At 66.0% G+C, this 15363-nt stretch carries 12 protein-coding genes; 3 read left to right on the forward strand and 9 right to left on the reverse strand.

Annotated elements, in window-relative coordinates; all coding sequences use genetic code 11:
• The first annotated feature begins 14 nt into the window (after positions 1-14).
• The 3 genes from ABUE31_RS11315 to ABUE31_RS11325 are packed head-to-tail and all read left to right on the forward strand — an operon-like array spanning position 15 to position 2505.
• Positions 15-587 (forward strand): histidine phosphatase family protein, encoded by a 573-nt coding sequence (locus ABUE31_RS11315; RefSeq protein WP_367723707.1) that lies wholly within the window; start codon positions 15-17, stop codon positions 585-587.
• Positions 584-1729, forward strand: a complete 1146-nt coding sequence (locus ABUE31_RS11320; RefSeq protein WP_367723708.1) for a glycosyltransferase family protein — start codon at positions 584-586, stop codon at positions 1727-1729. The genes ABUE31_RS11315 and ABUE31_RS11320 overlap by 4 nt, the downstream gene beginning before the upstream one ends.
• Positions 1726-2505, forward strand: a complete 780-nt coding sequence (locus ABUE31_RS11325; RefSeq protein WP_367723709.1) for a polysaccharide deacetylase family protein — start codon at positions 1726-1728, stop codon at positions 2503-2505. Before ABUE31_RS11320 ends, ABUE31_RS11325 begins: the two co-directional genes overlap by 4 nt.
• On the opposite strand, the gene ABUE31_RS11330 is transcribed toward ABUE31_RS11325, so the two are convergent.
• The 9 genes from ABUE31_RS11330 to ABUE31_RS11370 all read right to left on the reverse strand — a co-directional run bounded on the left by ABUE31_RS11330 (position 2502) and on the right by ABUE31_RS11370 (position 15306).
• Positions 2502-3881, reverse strand: coding sequence for an adenylate/guanylate cyclase domain-containing protein (locus ABUE31_RS11330; protein WP_367723710.1), 1380 nt, complete (start codon positions 3879-3881; stop codon positions 2502-2504). The two genes, ABUE31_RS11325 and ABUE31_RS11330, sit on opposite strands and share 4 nt — an antisense overlap.
• Positions 3878-4738, reverse strand: coding sequence for an MBL fold metallo-hydrolase (locus tag ABUE31_RS11335; protein ID WP_367723711.1), 861 nt, complete (start codon positions 4736-4738; stop codon positions 3878-3880). The genes ABUE31_RS11330 and ABUE31_RS11335 overlap by 4 nt, the downstream gene beginning before the upstream one ends.
• Positions 4739-4743: 5 nt before the next feature.
• Positions 4744-5199 carry a cyclic nucleotide-binding domain-containing protein gene (locus ABUE31_RS11340; protein ID WP_367723712.1) on the reverse strand — a complete coding sequence of 152 codons (456 nt, stop codon included), beginning with the start codon at positions 5197-5199 and terminating at the stop codon, positions 4744-4746.
• A 40-nt stretch (positions 5200-5239) separates the two neighbouring features.
• Positions 5240-7918 carry an ABC transporter transmembrane domain-containing protein gene (locus ABUE31_RS11345; RefSeq protein ID WP_367723713.1) on the reverse strand — a complete coding sequence of 893 codons (2679 nt, stop codon included), beginning with the start codon at positions 7916-7918 and terminating at the stop codon, positions 5240-5242.
• A gap of 89 nt (positions 7919-8007) precedes the next feature.
• A complete protein-coding gene (locus ABUE31_RS11350; protein WP_367723714.1) occupies positions 8008-9177 on the reverse strand; it encodes an ABC transporter permease in 1170 nt (389 codons plus the stop codon).
• Complete coding sequence (locus ABUE31_RS11355) at positions 9174-10172, reverse strand: ABC transporter permease (RefSeq protein WP_367723715.1); 999 nt, start codon at positions 10170-10172, stop codon at positions 9174-9176. The genes ABUE31_RS11350 and ABUE31_RS11355 overlap by 4 nt, the downstream gene beginning before the upstream one ends.
• 106 nt (positions 10173-10278) lie before the next feature.
• The gene (locus ABUE31_RS11360) at positions 10279-12159 is read right to left on the reverse strand and encodes an ABC transporter substrate-binding protein (RefSeq protein WP_367723716.1); all 1881 of its coding nucleotides are present in this window, start codon (positions 12157-12159) and stop codon (positions 10279-10281) included.
• Complete coding sequence (locus tag ABUE31_RS11365) at positions 12156-14042, reverse strand: dipeptide ABC transporter ATP-binding protein (protein WP_367723717.1); 1887 nt, start codon at positions 14040-14042, stop codon at positions 12156-12158. Before ABUE31_RS11365 ends, ABUE31_RS11360 begins: the two co-directional genes overlap by 4 nt.
• 121 nt (positions 14043-14163) lie before the next feature.
• On the reverse strand, positions 14164-15306 hold the full coding sequence (locus ABUE31_RS11370; RefSeq protein ID WP_367723719.1) for a DUF3095 domain-containing protein: 1143 nt from the start codon (positions 15304-15306) through the stop codon (positions 14164-14166).
• Between the last annotated feature and the right edge of the window lie 57 nt (positions 15307-15363).

Below are 15363 nucleotides of genomic sequence, written 5' to 3' on the forward strand. Positions count from 1 at the left end.
CCCGTCTTGCGCTGTTGCGCCACGGCCATACCGCGTGGAACCGCGCCGGCCGAATACAGGGCCGCACGGACGAGCCGCTGGACGCCGAGGCGCGCCAGCACCTTTCGCGCCTGCGGCTGCCTGACGAGTTCGCCGGCGCGACGCTTTTCTCCAGCCCCCTCGTGCGCGCGGCCGAGACGGCCCGGATCGTCGGCCGGAGCGAACCCGTCATCGTCCCCGAACTGATCGAGATGGACTGGGGCCAGTGTGAAGGCCAGTACGGGGTCGAGATGCTGAAAGACCCGGCGTCGGGCTATCGCCACATCGAGGAGTGGGGATGGACCTACCGTCCGCCTGGCGGCGAGGCCCCGGCTGCGGTCTGGGAGCGGCTGGAGCCGTGGCTCCGCACCCTGGAGGGCGAGGCCGTGGTGGTGTCGCATATCGGCATCATGCGCGTCCTTCTGGCGCGCGCGACCGGCTGGGATTTTGAGGGCCCGCCACCGTTCAGGATCAAGCGGGATCGGCTCTACCGCATCGACGTGCAAGACAGCGGAGCGCTTTCCCACGACGGCAGCCCCGTTCGCCTCTTGGAAGTCCCCGGCTCATGAAGCGCGTCACCATCCTCGTCACGCACCTCCTGGGCACCGGGCACCTCAGCCGCTCGATGACGCTGGCGCGCTCGCTTCGCGACGCCGGGTTCGCGCCGCTGGTGATTTCGGGCGGCATGCCGACCAGCCACCTCGACCTCTCGGGGCTGGATTTCGTGCAACTGCCGCCGGTCCGCTCGGACGGCGCCAGCTTCACGCGGCTGCTGGACACGGCCGGAGAGCCGGTTTCGCCGGAATTCATGCAGGAGCGCATCGAGGCGCTCGAGGACGCCCTTCGCCAAAGCCCGCCCGACGTTCTGATCACCGAGCTTTTCCCGTTCGGGCGCCGGGTGTTGCGCCAGGAATTCGAGGCGGCGCTCTCGCTGACGGGCAGCCTCGACCCTGCTCCGCTTGTCCTCTGCTCGATCCGCGACATCCTCGCGCCGCCGTCCTCCGAGAAGAAGGCGAAGCAGACAGAGGCCTGGCTCGCCCAGTATTACGATGGCGTCCTTGTGCATTCGGATATCGATGTCGTTCCCCTGCAGGCGAGCTGGCCGGTGACACCGGCCATCGAACGGCTGCTCCACTACACCGGCTTCATCGCCCCGCCCCTGCCCGCGATCGAGCCGGCCGCCGGCGAGGGGCTTGGCGAGATCGTCGTCACGGCAGGTGGCGGGCCGGTCGGCCGCAGGCTTTTCGACACCGCCATCGAGGCCGCAAGGCTCGGCGAACGACGCTGGCGCCTGCTCGTCGGCGGCGGCGATGCCGCCGAGGTCTGCGCCAGGCTGAATGCAGCCGCCGCCGGCGCGCCGGCCTTCGCCGAGCCGTTGCGGGCCGACTACCGGTCGATGCTGACGCGCTGCGCCGCGGCCGTCGGGCAATGCGGCTACAACACGGCGATCGACTGGCTTCAGGCGGGCGTCCCCGGCGTCTTCGTTCCCTTTGCCGAAGCCGGCGAAGTCGAGCAGACGCTGCGCGCGGCCTCGCTTCGGCAGCGCTACGGTTATGGCTGCATCGCCGAGGACGAGCTGACGCCGCAGAACCTGGCCGACGCCGCGGACGCCGCCGTGCGACACGGGCGCGTCAGCGTCAACGGCCTGAAATTCGGCGGCGCGGCGCAGACCGCGCGGATCCTCGACGAACTCCTGCGGGCGCGCCGATGACCGCTCCGCTTGCAGCGACCCGCGTCGAACTGGCGCGCTGGCGCGATGCGGGCCTGACCCTGCCGGTCTGGTGGCGAGACGACGACGCGGTCGCGCCGACCCCAGCGCTGGAACGGCTGCTCGGTCTCGCCGGTCGCCTCCAGGCGCCGCTGCACCTTGCCGTGATTCCGGCGACGGCGACGCACGAGCTTGCGGATCGCCTGAGCGACGCCTCCGGTGTCTTTGTGCTCGTGCATGGCTGGCAGCACGCCAACCACGCGCCGCCCGACCAGAAGAAGGCCGAGTTCGGGCCGCATCGCGACACCGAAACGATGTGCGCGGAGATCGCGTCGGGACGAAGCTTGCTCAAGGAAATCTTCGCGGACCAGATGCTGCCCGTCTTCACGCCGCCCTGGAACCGGCTGTCACAAGACGTCGCCGACCGGCTCGGCGCGCTCGGCTTCCTGGCGCTTTCCACTTTCACGCCGCGCACGGCGAAATACGCGGCCCCCGGGCTCGTCCAGGTCAACACCCACCTCGACCCGGTCGCCTGGAAATCCGGCGGCGGATTGCTCGACCCCGGCCTGCTCGACGCGCAGATCGCCCGCCAGCTCGAAGCGCGCAGGAGCGGCGACGCCGACAACGCCGAACCCTACGGGCTCCTGACCCACCACCTCGTGCAGGACGACCCGACCTGGTCGTTCACCGAATCCATCGTCGAGACCCTGCTTGGCAGCGGCGCGGCACGCTGGACCCCACCGCTTCACGAATGCGCCCGGAGCCGACCGGACGCCTAGGGCGACGATCGCTCCGTCCTCGAAAGGCCCCAGGCGACCACCGGCGTGTTGCGCGCGACGCCCTCGATGCTGGCCGCGATGAAGTCCGGCCGATGCCGGGGGGCGTAGCCCTGCTGGATGGCGGTGTCGTAGGCATGCCTGGTGGCCACTGCCTCGGTGCCCAGGATCTTGTTGGCCTTCTCGAGCTTCGCCGAGAGATTGACGCTGGCGCCGATCACCGTCACCTCGAGACGGTCGCTGTCGCCGACCGCGCCGAAGACGATCGGCCCGGCCGAAACGGCGATCCCGATGCCCTGCCTGGCGACCGAGGCGAGTTCGCTCTCCTGCGGCCAGTCGCCAATGTCCCGGCGGATCGCCTCCATCGCGCGCAGCGCGTCGGCGGCATAGCTGTCCGTCGGCCGCACGGCCCCGAAGGTCGCCATGATGCCGTCGCCCATGAACTTGTCGATCACGCCGCCATGCGCCTGGATGATCGGCACGACGCGGCTCTGATAGGCCGCGAGCATCGCGATGACCTCCGACGGCGGCATGTGCTCGACAAGGTTGGAAAAGCCGCGAATGTCGACATTCAGGATCGCCGCCTCGCACGCGCGCCCCTCGCCTGGCGCGAGCGGGCTTTCGCCCGAGCGGATGTCCTCCACGACGCTGCTGTCGAAGAAGCGCGAAAGCTGCCTGACGGCGACCGTTTCGGTGGTGGCGCGGATGAGCAGCGACCTGCCGCGGTAGAGCGCCAGCGCCAGGATGCCCGTCACCAGCGCCATTGCCAGGATCTTCTCGAGTTCGGCGGTCGGCAGGATGACATTTCCGGTGAAATAGTCGGCAAAATTGTTGGCGATCACGGCGCCCGGGTCCGCCAGCGCGGCATAGGCCACCATGATCAGCCAGCCCAGCACGGCCGTTCCCCCGGCCACCAGCACGAAAGCCGGCTGGAACCGCAGCGCGCGAAGCGTGATGAACACGAAGACGAAGGCAAGCGTCGGGGCTTTCAGATACAGCGCCGCCGGCTGGTCCGCGAGCACGTGGAAGCGCCAGATCACCACGTAGAGAAGCGTCATGTCGAAGACGATGGAGAAGTAGACCGCCCAGTTCGGCAGCCGCCGCCGCATCGCCCAGAACAGGCCTATCCCGTTGACGGCGACGTAGATTCCGAGCGCGTAGGGGATGACGACGAAACCCTCCTGGCGGACCGGCGTCGACAGGAGGTAGAGCGCGCCCCAGGCGGCGGCGATGACCAGTTGGACAACCTTGGCCAGCACCTCGCCGCGATTTTCCTGCTCTAGGATCGCGACCTCGACGCGCGTCGGCATGGCCTTCGTCGTCCGGGGCCCGAGGATGGGCACCAGCCAACGCCGGTAGCGCATCGGCAAGGCAATCACGTGCCCGCGTTCTCCGTCCTTGCGGCGAGATGGAAGTGCTGCCCCTGCCGCACGGCAAAGGCGTTCGGGTATTCCTTGCGCGCGGCGTCCTCGATCGCCTGCTGGTCGATGTCGGCGCGCATGTGCATGTGGTGGAACATGCCCCATTCGCGCACGCCGGCCTTGGCGCAAAGGGCGCCGCAATCCCGCCAGGTCGAGTGGCCGAATTTCACGTAGCGCGGATATTCCTCGGGCGTGTAGGTCGCGTCGAGCATGGCAAGGTCGGCGTTGCGGGCCAGGCGAACGATCTCGGCGTCGCCCGCGCCGCCGTCGTGTTCGAAATCGGTGAGGTAGCAGAAGGTCGCGCCCTTGCATTCGACGCGGTAGCCGACCGCCCCGTTGGGATGGGTCAGCGAACCGGTGACCAGCCGCACGCCGGGCGACGGCTCCAGCACGTCGCCCGGCGTGAACTGCCGGTACTCGACGTCGGCGCGCATGTACTCCTTGGTGATCGGGAAGTAGGGCGGCCGGAAGATGCCGTCGACCAGTTGCTCCGGCGTCGAGCCGTCCTGCATGTGCCCGGCCCAGATGCGCAGCCTCGCCTTGTTCCAGAAGGCCGGCAGGAAATAGGGCAGACCGATGATGTGGTCGTAGTGGACGTGGCTGAAGAGGAGGTTGATCTCGGTGATGCCCTCCTCGAGCAGGGCCTTGCCCGCCGGGATGATCCCGCTGCCGGCGTCGAACAGCATCAGGCTGTCGCCGGCGCGCACCTCCACGCAAGCGGTATGCCCGCCAAATTCGAGCGCATCGGCGCCGACCATGGGGAACGTTCCGCGCGCGCCCCATACCCGTATGTCGATTGCAGACTGCGATTCCATGCCAATCACGCCTTTGCGGCGGACCGTAGATTCGCCAGCTCGCTGGTGGTTCGGGCCAGGCGGTCGGCAAGCGAGCGCATGACCTCGACGGTTACCTCCGGGAACTCCTTGAGCAGGTTCAGGAAATCCTGCTTGCCGATGCGCAGCGTCGAGACATCGGATACCGCGGTAACGGTCGCGGTGCGCGGCATGTCGCGCAGGATCGCCATCTCGCCGACGATGTCGTTGCGCTTGAGCCGCGCGACGGTCGCGACGCCGGACGGCGTCTTGATCTTCACGTCCGCCTCGCCGGAAACCACGATGAAGGCTTCGTAGCCCTCGTCGCCTTCCACGCACAGGTCCTGGCCCGAGGCAAACAGCACGCGGCTCGACGCCAGCGCCAGCAGTTTCAGACGCCGTGGCGCGACGTTGGCGAAAAGCTCCACTTTCGCGAGAAGCAACGCGTCTTCTTCGAGGCTCATGCGACCCTCCTGCATGCAGGCGGAATGTTCATCGGTCTTCTCATGCTGTCGTCTCGTCCGAAATCAAGGCACCGCGGGAAAACTTCAAAACCCTGTCGAACAGGGGCGCCTGGGCTTCCGAAGACGTGATCCAGAGCACGCCAAAACCGCCGGTGTTCGATTTTGCCATGTCCAGAATGCCCCGGACAACCTTTTCCACGGTCCGGTTGTCGAGCGCGTTCAGGCCTCGGTTCACGATCAGGAAGTCCGGCCGCCGGATCAGGACGCGCGCAAGGCCCAGTTGCTGGCGTTGCGACAGCGAGAGCCGGCGACCGCCCGACCCGATCTCGTATTTCAGGCCACGCTCCAGCACCACGTAGGAGAGCGAAAGCTCTTCCAGGATCGCCCTGAGAAGCGCGTTGACCCTGTCGACCGCGCCGGCGCGGCTGTCGACGATGCGGCCGAACAGGATGTTGTCCTGCAGCGAAGCATAGGGGTTGATTTCGTCGGGATCGTGGAACGAAAACTCGGCCGCGACATTGGGCGGGACTCTTTCGCGGAAGACCATGCGCGCCCGAACGATGGCCTCGCCGAGTTCGCCGGTCATCAGATCCAGTCGGTGGCGAGGCTCGTTGTAGCTCAGCGCAACGCGGATGAACCGCTGCTTGTCCGCAGCCGCCACGTCGGCGAAGGCGACGCCTTCCGTGCGCCCGAGCGCCGCGCTGTAGTCGGGCAGCTTGGTCGGGTCGATCAGGTCGAGGCGCTCGAGGATCTTGATGTTGTCAGACACTTCGCCGAACAGGTCGACGATGACGGCCGAGGCTTCCCGCCCGAGCCTGTAGAGCTGCTCGTCCAGCCCGTCATTCTGCAGGAACTGCCACAGCGGCGAGTCCGCGGGGAACTCGTTGGGTATCATGTCGGGCGACGAGGCCGCGCCGAACACGATGTTCTGGAACAGGGTAAGCTGCGAATTGAACTGCGTCAGCACGAACGGCTCGACGTCGGCCGCGTTGTCGCCGCTCGTCAGCCGCTCGAGGAACATGCGGCGGGCGTTGAGGAACATCTCCTCGCCGTCGCCCTCGGTCGCATCGGAAAGCTTGGTGCGCAGGCCGAAGGCGTAGAAGTCCTCCTCGAGATTGACCAGCGCGAGCACCTGGGTGATGCGCTTGGCCAGTTCCTCCTCGGTGGTCGCGCCGGTCGCCTCGTAGTCGATCCAGTCGGCCCGCCGGTCGAACGGCGGATTTCCCGATGCCGCGGCCTCCTTGAGGATCAGCGGCGTCATCGCCGAACCCGGGGGCGGCGGACGGAAGGGCGCGTGGCGAAGGCCGCTGAGCAGCGCCTCGCGCGCCGTGCCGTGCGCGAAGAAGGGTTCCGGGCCGACATAGCCGATGCGCCGGCCGGTCTGCCATTCCGGCAGCGACGAAAGCGCCGTGGAGCCGATGCTGAGGGTTCCCCCCGAAATCGGCGTCAGCCGGGCAAGCAGCTCGCCGATCACCTCCGCGCCGTCGCCGGCCGCGCCGATGGCGATGACGTTCTCGCGCAGCTCGATCGTCAGGTCGACGCCGCTCAGCAGCGTCTTGCCGGTCTCGTCCGCCGCCGCCACCTGGCGGAACACGAACGGCCCTTCCAGGTGCGGCACCCGGCTGGTCTGCAGCTCCTGCGAGTTCGCCGGCGCGAGCGGCGTGATGTCGAAGGCGTTGACCACCTGCGTGTATTTCACCTGCACGTCGAGCCGCTGGTAGTCCCAGTCGATCAGCTCCTTGATCGGCCCCGGCAGGTCCTTGTAGGCGGCGATGACGGCCACCAGCTGGCCGATGTCGAGGTTGCCGCGGATCGCCAGGATGCCGCCGCCGAGGTAGAAGACGAAGGGCGTGAACTGGGCGAGGAAGTTGTTGATGAACTTCACCATGAACTTCCACTGGTAGAAGTCGAAGCGAATGAAGAAGATCTTCGCCAGCCTGTCCGAAATGTCGGCCCGCTCGAAATTGGTGTTGTCGTTCAGGCGGATGTCGGTGGCGCCGTCGACGATCTCGCTGACGCGTCCCGACAGGTCGCGGGCGGTGAGCTGGCGCTGCAGGGCCAGGCTGCGCAGCCGCCCGCGCAGCTTGGGGATCAAAAGCGTCTGGATCATCAGGATCGCCAGCGTGACGAGGCCGAGCGCCCAGCTCTGAAGCATGATGAAGAGCAGCGCCGCCAGCGCCTGGCCGGTGAGGAAGACCGGCGTCGCAAAGGCTTCGCCGATGAAGCCGCCCAGCGGGTCGACCTCGTCCTTGATCATCGTCGCGATTTCGGAGCTGCGCACGCGGCGGTACTGCGGGAACGGAAAACGCAGCACCCGGTCGACAAGCTGGTAGCGCAGCCGGCGCAGCATCCGCTCGCCAAGCCTGCCCTTGTAGGTGTTGATGTAGAGCTTGAACGCGCCGTTGATGATCACGTAGCCGAGGAAGGCCAGCGAGAGCGCGATGAGCGCGCCCATGCGGTCGAGTTCGAAGCCGCTGAACAGGGTGAACGACTGGTCGCCGAACGGGTTGCCGATGGTGATCGGCAGCACGTTCTGAGTAGCGTCCGGAGACTCGAACCCCCTGCCCTGGATCGGCCCGTTGACGATCAGCTTGGGAATGTCGAAGGCCAGGAAGTAGGTCGGCATCGACAGCAGGACGATGCACAGAATCCAGACCTGCTGGCGCTTTGAATGGCTCCAGATGTATCTGAAAAGATTCTGCTCCATGCGGTCGTTCATAGACGGTTCGCCCAGGTCCGGAGTCGTCTTTCGCAAGCTTTCAAGGCCGTCCGCAGCCGGCCGTCATTGACCCAATTCCCGCCCCAGCCTCACTTGTAGGGGTCCGCGGCGTCGCGCAGGCCATCCCCGAAGAAATTATACGCGAGGACAACCAGAATAACCGGAAGCACCGGCCAAAGCAGCCAGGGATAGAGCGCCACGGCGTTGATGTTCTGCGCCTCCGACAAGAGCACGCCCCAGCTGGTGATCGGCGCCCTGAGGCCGAGCCCCAGGAAGCTCAGAGTCGTCTCGCCGAGGATCATGGTCGGGATGGCGATCGTCGCGGTGGCGATCAGGTGCGAGGCGAAACCGGGAACCAGGTGGCGAAACACGATGCGGCTGCTGTTTGCGCCCATCACCTGGGCTGCCGAGACATAATCCTCCTCGCGCAGCGCCAGGAGTTTCGAACGCACCGTGCGCGCAAGACCCGTCCAGTCGAGCAGGCCGAGGATCACCGTGATGCCGAAATAGACGAAGATCGGCGACCATGTGATCGGCAGGATCGCCGCCAGCGCCAGCCAGAGCGGGATCGAGGGCAGCGACTGGATGACTTCGATCAGGCGCTGGCTCAGCACGGCGAACAGCCCGCCGTAGTAGCCGGCCATGCCGCCGATGACGATGCCGAGCACGAGGCTGACACCGATGCCGAGCAGGCCGATCGTCAGCGAAATCCGGGCGCCGTAGATGATGCGGCTCAGCACGTCGCGGCCGAGGCGATCGGTGCCGAGCAGGAACAGCGTCCCCTTTTCGGCCGGGCAGACGATATGGAACCGCGCCTCGAACAGGTTCCAGAACTCGTACTTGTCGCCGCTGCAGAAGAAGCGGATCGGCTGGACCTTCTCGGGATTGGGCGCGTACTCGCGCTTCAGGTTCTCCATGTTCAGCTTGAAGTCGTAGCCGTAGACGAACGGCCCGACGAACTCGCCTTCGTGGAACAGATGGATCGACTGCGGCGGCGCGTAGATGTGGCTCGCGTTGCGCGTCTCGAGGTTGTACGGCGCCAGGATCTCGGAGATCAGGATCGAGAGATAGAGAAGTGCGAGGAAGATGCCGGAAATCAGCGCCGGCTTGTGGCGCTTGAACTTCCACCACATCAGCCGCAGCTGCGACGCCTCGAACAGCGCCTTCTGCGCATCCGTGTATTTGTAGATGGCGTCCGGATCGAACGGCAGGTCCGAGACCGTGTGCGGCAGGCGTGTCGCGTTTGCGGGAAGGGTCATTTGCGCGCTCCGCCGCTCAGCCGGATGCGCGGGTCGAGCCAGGCAAGCGCAATGTCGGAAATCAGGACGCCGACGACCGTCAGCAGCGACAGGAACATCAGGAACGATCCGGCCAGGTACATGTCCTGCTGCTGCAGCGCCGAAATCAATAGAGGGCCGGTGGTTTCCAGCGAAAGCACGATGGCGACCACTTCCGCGCCCGAGATGACCGCCGGCAGCAGCGAGCCGATGTCGGAGATGAAGAAGTTCAGCGACATGCGCAGCGGATACTTGACCAGCGCGCGGAACGGATGAAGTCCCTTGGCGCGCGCGGTGGTGACGTACTGCTTCTGCAGTTCGTCGAGCAGGTTCGCGCGGATACGCCGGATCATGCCGGCGGTGCCCGCGGTCCCGATGACGATGACGGGCACCCAGATGTGCTCGAGCACGGAGACGAACTTCGCCCAGCTCATCGGCTTGTCGATCAGCGCGGGATCGACAAGCCCGCCGATGGAGGTGCCGAACCAGACGTTGGCGAGATACATCAGGATCAGGGCGAGCAGGAAGTTCGGCGTGGCCAGCCCGAGCAACCCGAGGAAGGTGAAGCCGTAGTCGCCCCAGCTGTACTGGTGCGTCGCCGAATAGATGCCGATCGGGAAGGCGATCAGCCAGGTGAAGATGATGGTCGCCATCGACACCACGATGGTCAGGAACAGCCTGTCGCCGACGACCGCGGTGACCGGCAGCTCATAGGCGAAGGAGTAGCCGAAATCGCCGACGAACATGCCGCCGACCCAGGTGAAGTAGCGCTCCACCGGCGACTTGTCGAAGCCGTATTCCTTGCGCAGGTATTCGATCCGGGCGGTGTCGACCGCCTCGCCCTGCGCCTTCAGTTCGGCGATGTAGCTCTCGAGATAGTCGCCCGGCGGCGCCTCGATGATGGCGAAGATCAGCGCGCTGGTGATCACCAGCGTCGGGATCATCATCAGGACCCGGCGGAAGATGTAGTACAGCATCGCCTAGGCCACGCCTGCGGCAAGCCGGAAGGCTCCGCCCCCCTGCGCCCCGCCGGCGGCGGGGCGTGCGATAGGAACCACAAGGGGGCGGAAGGACTGCATCGCCCTAATCCATCCAGAAGGCGTCCATCTCGTGGACGCCGAAATACCCGTAGGGATCGAAGCTGGAGATGCCCTCGGCGGGCACGTTGTGCAGCTTGTTCGAGATGACGACGGGCACCAGCGTGGCGGTGACGATGCCGATCGAGAAGACCTGGTCCGCGTGGATGTCGAGGATTTCCGTCCAGATCTTGTGCCGCGTCTCGGAATCCTCCGAAACCAGCCACTGCTTGTAGAGGTCGACCAGCTTCTGCGCCGACGGATCGTCGATGCTCTGCCCGGCCGTGCCCTGCGTGCTGACATAGGTTCCCCACATCGGCCACTGCAGCTGGTAGGGGTCGCTCGGCACGAACTCCTGCGGGCTGAACTCAGCCGTCGGCGCGCCGTTGTCGACGCCGGCCCAGACCGACATGTTGGTCTCGCCGGCCGCAACGCGGCTGCGGAAGATGTCGCGCTGGCTGGTGCGGGTCAGAAGCTTGATGCCGAGCTTGGCCCAGTCGCTGGTCACCAGTTCGAGAACGTCCGCCTCCATGGAGCTCTCGCCGGTGCTCTCGACCACCAGGTCGAGCGGGCGGCCGTCCTTCATCGTGCGGATGCCCTTGGCGTTGCGCTCCAGCCCGATCTCGTCGAGCAGCGCGTTCGCCTTGTCCTCGTCCAGTTCGGCATAGGCGCTGCCGAGTTCGTCGCGGAACAGCGAGCTGCCGGGCAGGACGGTGCTGGCGCCTTCCTTGGCCAGGCCGGCAAACAGCACCTGGTTGATCTGCGAGCGGTCGATGCCGAGCGAAAGCGCGCGGCGGAAGCGCACGTCGCGGAACAGTTCGCGCCAGCCGGCGTCGTTGGTGTTGAGGTTCGGGAAGAGCGCGACGGCCGAGCCCTTGCCGACCGTCCACAGCCTGACGGTGTAGTCGTTGCGCTTCTCGCCTTCCTTCAGGAAGGTGTAGTCGGCGAAGCTCAGGTAGCGTTCCTGCAGGTCGGTCTCGCCGGACCCCGTCTTGGCCGGAATGATCGAGCTTTCGGCGATGTTGACGACGACCTGGTCGACATAGGGCAGCTGGACGCCGTTCTGGTCGACCCGATGATAGAAGGGGTTGCGCTCGAAGACGTAGCGGTTGGCGGGCGAATAGGTCCTGTTCGTCCAAGGCTGCAGCGTCGGCAGGTCGGGGTTCTCGAAGCGGTAGCTGCGCCCCTTGCGGATCTGCAGCCGGGTCCAGTCCTTGACCTTCTCCTTGGCAACCTCGGCGGCCAGCGCGTCGGCATCGGCGTATTTGGCGTGGAACTGCTTGAGGTAGGCCGAGGCGCTGTAGATGTCGAGCGGGCGGGCGCCGGCCAGCGCCGGCAGGAACAGCGGGTTCGGGTCTTCCCAGGTGTAGCGGACCGTAACCTCGTCGATGACCTCGAACTTCGGCGGCTTGCCGTTGGCCAGCAGTGCAGAATCGAGCCCGCCGCGATCCATGTCCTTGTCGGTCAGGATGTCTTCCCAGTGGAAGCGGAAATCCTCCGCGGTGAACGGCGAGCCGTCCGACCATTTGTGGCCCGGGCGCAGGTGCAGCGTGAACACCTTGTTGCCCTCGTTCTCGTAGCTCAGCAGGATGTCCGGCTGCATTTCGAGCGAACTGTTGTAGGCGACCAGTCGGGCATAGCCGTAGACCGTCATGAGCCGAAGGTCGCCCTGCTCGGCCATCAGCGTGCGGATGGTTCCGCCACGCTTGCCGGGAGTGCGGCCCGTCGAGTCGTCGATGGCCATCACGCGCGGTTCCTTGGGCAGCCGCTCGGCTTCCGGCGGCAGCTTTCCGTCCTTCACGAGAGGGGCGAGCAGCGGCGCTTCCTCGGCCAGGGCCGGCGCCGCCAAGAATGCCGCGAGGGCAAGAACTACAGCGAAGATTCTCATGCGTGAAACTCCCTGATATCCACCGTCTGTCGCGCCAGGACCTGATGTCCCCCGCCGAGGTCTATGGCTGCAAGATCGTCCATGTCGCCGCGGAATGCGTCCGGCCAGTTGCGCGGATCCGACGAACCCTTGAGCACGAGTTCGTCAAGCACCAGCGGGCGGTCGAGGTCGGCGAAGGGCACCGCCTTCAGCAGCGCCCGCGTGTATGGGTGCGTCGGCGCCTCGAAGATCGCGCGACTGGGTCCGATCTCGACGATGCGTCCGGCGGCCATCACCGCGACACGTTCGGCCATGTAGTTCACGACCGCAAGGTTGTGCGCGATAAAAAGATACGTAAGCCCGAGTTCTTTCTGCAGGTCCTTCAGCAGGTTCAGCACCTGCGCCTGGACCGACACGTCGAGCGCCGACACCGGCTCGTCGAGGATCAGAAGATCGGGGTTCATGGCGAGCGCGCGGGCGATGCCGATGCGCTGGCGCTGGCCGCCCGAGAAGCTGTGCGGATAGCGGTTCAGCGCGTTGGCGCCGAGTTCTACGGCCGTCAGCAACTGCTTGGCATGGGCTATCTGTTCCGAACGGCTGCCCTGGTTGTGGATCTGCATGGGCTCGCGCAGGATGTCGGCGATGGTCATGCGCGGGGACAGCGAACTCACCGGGTCCTGGAAGACCATCTGGATGTGCGGGCGAAAGGCCTTCAGGTCCTTTTCGTTGAGCTTCAGCACGTCGACCTGGCGCTGGCCGTCGTCGAAGACGACCGATCCGCTGTCGGCGGTGATCGCGCGCGTCAGGATCTTGCTGACGGTGGTCTTGCCGCTGCCGCTTTCGCCGACCAGCCCGAGGCATTCGCCCCTCCGGATGGTGAAGCTGACGTCGTCGACGGCGCGAATGACCCTCGCCTCGCCGCCCAGCAACGAGGCCTTGCGCAGATGATAGACCTTGCTGAGGTTGGAGACGGTCAGCAGCGGCCGATCGCTCGGCTGCTCGCGCTTGGCCCCGTTCTTCTTCGACTGCAGCATCTCGCGCTGGCCGCCGCGCAGCGCCACGAGCCGCTGGTCCGGCGCCATCTCGAAATGCGGCGCGGCGTTGAGCAGCGCCTTCAGGTAGTCGTGCCGCGGGTCCCTGAATATCTCGTCGACCGGTCCGGCCTCGACGACGCGGCCGTCATACACCACCACCACCTCATCGGCGAGGTTGGCGACCACGCCGAGGTCGTGCGTGATGAGCAGGACCGCCATGTCCAGCTTTGCCTGCAAGTCCTTGAGAAGTTTCAGGATTTGCGCCTGCACCGTGACGTCCAGCGCGGTGGTCGGCTCGTCGGCGATCAGGAGCGAGGGCCGGCAGATCAGCGCCATCGCGATCATCGCGCGCTGGCGCAGCCCGCCCGACATCTCGAAGGGATACATGTCGTAGGCGCGGTGCGGGTTGGGAAACCCGACCAGCCCGAGCGTCTCCTCGGTCGCAGCGCGCAATTCGGCCCGGCTCATGCCCTTGCCGAGCGCATGGATGCGCAGGCTCTCCTCGACCTGGTTGCCGACCGAATGGACCGGCGACAGCGAGGACATCGGCTCCTGGAAGATCATCGAGATCGCCGAACCGCGCAGCGAGCGCACGACCGGGCCGTTGGCCTCCAGCGAGGCCATGTCGACGATTTCGCCCGTCTTCGGCCGGAAATCGATCGAGCCGCCGACGATGCTGCCGTTCTTCGGAAGGATGCGCATGATGGCCTGGGCGGTGACCGACTTGCCAGAACCGGACTCGCCGACGACTGCCGTCACGGCGCCGGAGCAGACGCGAAAGCCGATCCCCTTTACGACTTCGACCGGCGACCCGTTGACGTCGAACGCCACCCTCAGATCGTTGACGCGAAGAACCTCACCCTCATCCAACTCGTCGTTCCCCAAACCCGCTGACGATGCGCGACCGCATCGACTACCTCAGGTGGCGGCTGATTAGGCAATCATGCCCCCCTGCAACCGCTTTGCGCACCTCTCGAATGTCGGCTTATGGTCAGGACTTCATGTTCTCCGCTGCCTGCGCATAGCCTCCGCCTGCCCCGTCGAGGAAATGAAAATGTGAATCCGACGTCGCAGATGGCACGTAGCAGGTCAGGATTGCACTATCTTGAACGCAAAGACCGTAGCGAAGTCGCTTCGCCACGCGTTCACCCTCAAGGAACTCATTCAGTCTGGCCAGTTCAGTCTCCCCCAACGATGCGGTCACACGCAATCCGTCCTGGAATTTTCTATAGTCCGTGTTGAGAGATGTAAATTCCCTGTAGTGCCTTGCGTTGAACGATCCGACGTTCAGGCCGAACGTCAGGATGATCCAGGCGAACAGTGTCCAGACGTAGAGCGCGATCCTGCGCAGGGCCAGCGAACCTTCGCCACGGGTAGCCCGCGCCTCCATTTCCAACCCCTCGGGCGGCCAGCGGCCGCTCGGCCCCTGCTTCGGCACCGGCGAACCGCCCCCGGCCATCTGCATGCCCACAAGGTTGAGCAGCGTTTCGGCCATTGCGGGAAAGCTGTCGCCGGCGGCTTCGCCGGGCTCGATGATGATCGAGACGATCTTGCCGTCATCCGGCTTTATCGGCGACCAGCGGCAGGAAAGGCCTGTCAGGTCGGGCCGGCTTCCGGGCGGCGCCGGTGCGACGGCATACTCGCCCTTCTTCATCAGCGCCTCCGCGCGCGACAGCCCGCCGCCCCGGAACGCATAGTTGTTGACCGCCTCGGACACCCGCGTGGCCTGCACCTGCACGTCGTAGCCCTCGGCCCTGACGACCGAAACCGGAACGAGCGCGGCGCGCAATTCCAGCCCGAGATCGTCCCGCACCCATGCCGCGGTTCGCGCCATCGCATCGGCAACGACGTCGCGGTCGGCTGGAGAGCAGATGATGGCGGCACCGTCGCCGCCGAAGATGTAGGGAAGCTGCTGGGTCTCAAGAGCGTTCATCAACGCGCTGATCAGCGCCACACCTGCCATGTTGACGGCCTTGTACCGGCCCGCCGCGATCGCCTTGCGCGATCCGACCACGTCGCTCACCGCGATCAGCCAGTCGTCCGGCGCCGGCCGGTACAGGTCGCCGTCGAGCACGGCGCGGAATTCGCCCCCAACCGGCAGCGATCGGGTGAAGATTGCGGTATCGGGCGTCACGGCGCGTTCTCCGGCTGAATGTCAGGATATACGAAAAAACTGCAGTCTCGTTTCGCC

Source organism: Mesorhizobium marinum (assembly GCF_040813675.1).
Classification (GTDB): Bacteria; Pseudomonadota; Alphaproteobacteria; order Rhizobiales; family Rhizobiaceae; genus Mesorhizobium_K; species Mesorhizobium_K marinum.

What these genes read in the sequence shown, in the direction of transcription:
- ABUE31_RS11320 (WP_367723708.1), top strand. Translation starts at nt 584, where the DNA reads ATGAAGCGCGTCACCATCCTCGTCACGCACCTCCTGGGCACCGGGCAC.
- ABUE31_RS11325 (WP_367723709.1), top strand. Translation starts at nt 1,726, where the DNA reads ATGACCGCTCCGCTTGCAGCGACCCGCGTCGAACTGGCGCGCTGGCGC.
- ABUE31_RS11335 (WP_367723711.1), bottom strand. Translation starts at nt 4,738, where the DNA reads ATGGAATCGCAGTCTGCAATCGACATACGGGTATGGGGCGCGCGCGGA.
- ABUE31_RS11340 (WP_367723712.1), bottom strand. Translation starts at nt 5,199, where the DNA reads ATGAGCCTCGAAGAAGACGCGTTGCTTCTCGCGAAAGTGGAGCTTTTC.
- ABUE31_RS11345 (WP_367723713.1), bottom strand. Translation starts at nt 7,918, where the DNA reads ATGAACGACCGCATGGAGCAGAATCTTTTCAGATACATCTGGAGCCAT.
- ABUE31_RS11350 (WP_367723714.1), bottom strand. Translation starts at nt 9,177, where the DNA reads ATGACCCTTCCCGCAAACGCGACACGCCTGCCGCACACGGTCTCGGAC.
- ABUE31_RS11355 (WP_367723715.1), bottom strand. Translation starts at nt 10,172, where the DNA reads ATGCTGTACTACATCTTCCGCCGGGTCCTGATGATGATCCCGACGCTG.
- ABUE31_RS11360 (WP_367723716.1), bottom strand. Translation starts at nt 12,159, where the DNA reads ATGAGAATCTTCGCTGTAGTTCTTGCCCTCGCGGCATTCTTGGCGGCG.